Source organism: Mesorhizobium sp. M5C.F.Ca.IN.020.29.1.1 (assembly GCF_003997375.1).
GTDB classification, from domain to species: Bacteria; Pseudomonadota; Alphaproteobacteria; order Rhizobiales; family Rhizobiaceae; genus Mesorhizobium; species Mesorhizobium wenxiniae.
Genome location: NZ_RZSW01000711.1, coordinates 1 through 2,561 on the forward strand (window position 1 = coordinate 1; position 2,561 = coordinate 2,561).

The following is a 2,561-nucleotide window of genomic DNA, read 5'->3' on the forward strand; positions in this document are numbered from 1 at the left end:
GGCCTCTATTTCGCTGCCCAGACCGGCGTCTTCAAGTCGGCGGCCGAACTCGACACGGCCCCGCCGCAAACGGTACCGACGGTGGAAGACGATGATTTCACGCCGCCAAGCGACACCGCCTCGCCGCTGGACTCCGGCGAGGCGGCGCGCGACTGGATCAATGTGTTTTCACCGAGCGACCCGGCGCTTGTCAGTGCGCCTTCGGATGCCAAGGCCGAAGTCATGCAGGACGACAGCGGTTCCTTCCTGCGCATCCGGTCGGGCGCCTCCGGTTCGGCAATCAGCTTCGACGTCGGGCAAGGCGTGCTGGAAAAACTCGCCGGCAAGCACGCCACGTTCGACATCATCGCCCGCTCCGAGGAGGGCAAGGACACTCAGATCTCCGTCGACTGCAACTTCGGCGAACTCGGCGACTGCGGCCGCAAGCGCTACGCGGTCGGCCACGAGCGCAACGAATATCTGTTCGACGTGCGGTTTCCCGACAAGCGTCCAGGTGCTGCCGGCACCATCGCCATCAATTCCGACTTCGACAAACAAGGCAAGTCGGTCGACATCTACGAGATCCGCGTCTCGATTGTTCCGTGACCCTCAGGTATCGAGCAGCGCCTGCAGCGTCTCGATGCGGTCGGCTTCGGCCGCCGGCTTGTCCCAGCGCAGCCGTGAAATGCGCGGAAAGCGCATGGCGACGCCGGATTTGTGCCGTGTCGAGCGGTTGAGCCCTTCGAACGCCACCTCCAGCACGAGACCTTGTCTGCGGTCGGCCCGTACCGAGCGGACCGGGCCAAAGCGCTCGATGGTGTTGTCGCGGACATATTTGTCGATCTGCCTCAGTTCCTCGTCGGTGAAGCCGAAATAGGCTTTCCCCACCGGCACCAGTTCCTCCGATCCTTCCGGGCCGGACCAGACGCCAAACGTGTAGTCGGAATAGAAGCTCGAACGCTTGCCGTGGCCGCGCTGGGCATACATCAGCACGGCGTCGACCGTGTGCGGATCGCGCTTCCATTTGAACCATGGGCCTTTGGGCCGGCCGGTGAGATAGGGCGAATCCCAGCGCTTCAGCATTACGCCTTCGATGACCGGATGCAGCGGCTTGCGGCGCAATTCCTCCAACGCCTGCCAGTCGGTGAATTCGACCAGCGGCGAAAGATCGAAGCGGCTCGGATCGAGCGTCTGCACGAAGGCTTCGAGGCGGCCGCGTCGCTCGCGGAAAGAGCACGCGCGCAAGTCCTCGTCGCCGATCTGAAGCACGTCGTAGCAGCGCATGAAGGCTGGGTATTGCTGCTGGATCTTCGGTGTCACGCTCTTGCGGTTCAGCCGCTGCTGCAGGTCCGAGAACGTACCGGTCGCCTGCAGGGGATCGCCGACCAGAAGCTCGCCGTCGAGGGTGGCGGAAAAATCCATCGCCTCTGCGAGGTCCGGAAAGGCCCCGGAGACGTCGTCGCCGGTGCGCGAATAGAGCCGGCGAATGCCGCCTTCCGATACGGCCTGGACGCGGATGCCGTCCCATTTCCATTCGGCGGCGTAGTCGGCCGGGTCGAGCTTTTCGAGATCGCCGTCACCGATCGGGTTCGACAGCATCACCGGCCGGAACAGCGCCAGAGCCGTCTTTCTGGGTTTTTCTGCCTTGCCTTCCAGCCAGGCGAACAGCTCGGCATAGGGCGGCGTCAGCCCATGCCAGAGTTCTTCGATTTCGGCGATGTCGACCTTGCCGAGATCGGCCAGCGCCTGCTTGGCCAATCGCGCCGAGACGCCGATGCGCAGCCCGCCGGTGACCAGCTTGATGATGGCGAAACGCGCCGAGATGCTGGCGCTGTCGAGCAGTCTGGCCAGCACCTTCGGCCCGTCGGAACGGCTCGCCGCCTGCAGCTTTGCCACGACCTCGGCGAGCGTCGGCTCATGGTTGGCGATATCTGCGGGCGATTGCGGCCAGACCAGCGACACGGTCTCTGCCAGGTCGCCGACATAATCGTAGGAATAGCCGAACAGCACCGGATCCATGCGCTCCATCACCAGCATGCGAAGCATAGCCGGCTTGACCGCCGCGATGGTCAGGTCGCCGGTGATGGCAGCCAGCGCCAGGCCGCGATCCGGATCCTCGACGCTGCGGAAATAATCGCTCAGCAGCGTCAGCTTGCCGTTACGCGACGGAGTCAGGACAAGGCGATCGAGGAGTTCGGCGAAGCGATTCATGGCGGTGAGAACCGCGTCAGCGCTGCGTTGACGATTGTTCCTTCCATCAGCTCAATCGCCCTCATCCTCGTAGCCGACGAGATGCAGCGGCCGCGCGGCGATGCCTTCGAGTTCGCACCAGCGCACCAGGGCCTCCTCGCGGCCATGCGTCACCCAGATTTCTCCGGCGCCGGTCTCCCTGATCGTGGCGGTCAGCTCGTCCCAGTCGGCGTGGTCGGAAATGATCAGCGGCAGTTCGACGCCGCCCTGCTTGGCGCGCTGGCGGATGCGCATCCAGCCGGACGCAAAGCACGAGATCGGATCGGGAAAGCGTCGCGCCCAGCGGTCGGCGAAGGCCGAGGGCGGGCCAACGACGATGGCCCCAGTGAAGT

The 2,561-nt window shown here is 64.5% G+C and carries 1 protein-coding gene and 2 pseudogenes; 1 reads left to right on the forward strand and 2 read right to left on the reverse strand.

The window, feature by feature from the left end:
- Positions 1-585 (forward strand): annotated as a pseudogene (locus EOA85_RS32470) (hypothetical protein); the annotation flags it as partial.
- Positions 586-588: 3 nt separating this feature from the next.
- Here the strand turns inward: EOA85_RS32470 and EOA85_RS32475 are convergent.
- Entirely contained in the window at positions 589-2,190 is a 1,602-nt protein-coding gene (locus EOA85_RS32475) for a cisplatin damage response ATP-dependent DNA ligase (protein ID WP_127212446.1), read from the reverse strand.
- Between the two features lie 51 nt (positions 2,191-2,241).
- Positions 2,242-2,561 (reverse strand): annotated as a pseudogene (locus tag EOA85_RS32480) (DNA ligase-associated DEXH box helicase); the annotation flags it as partial.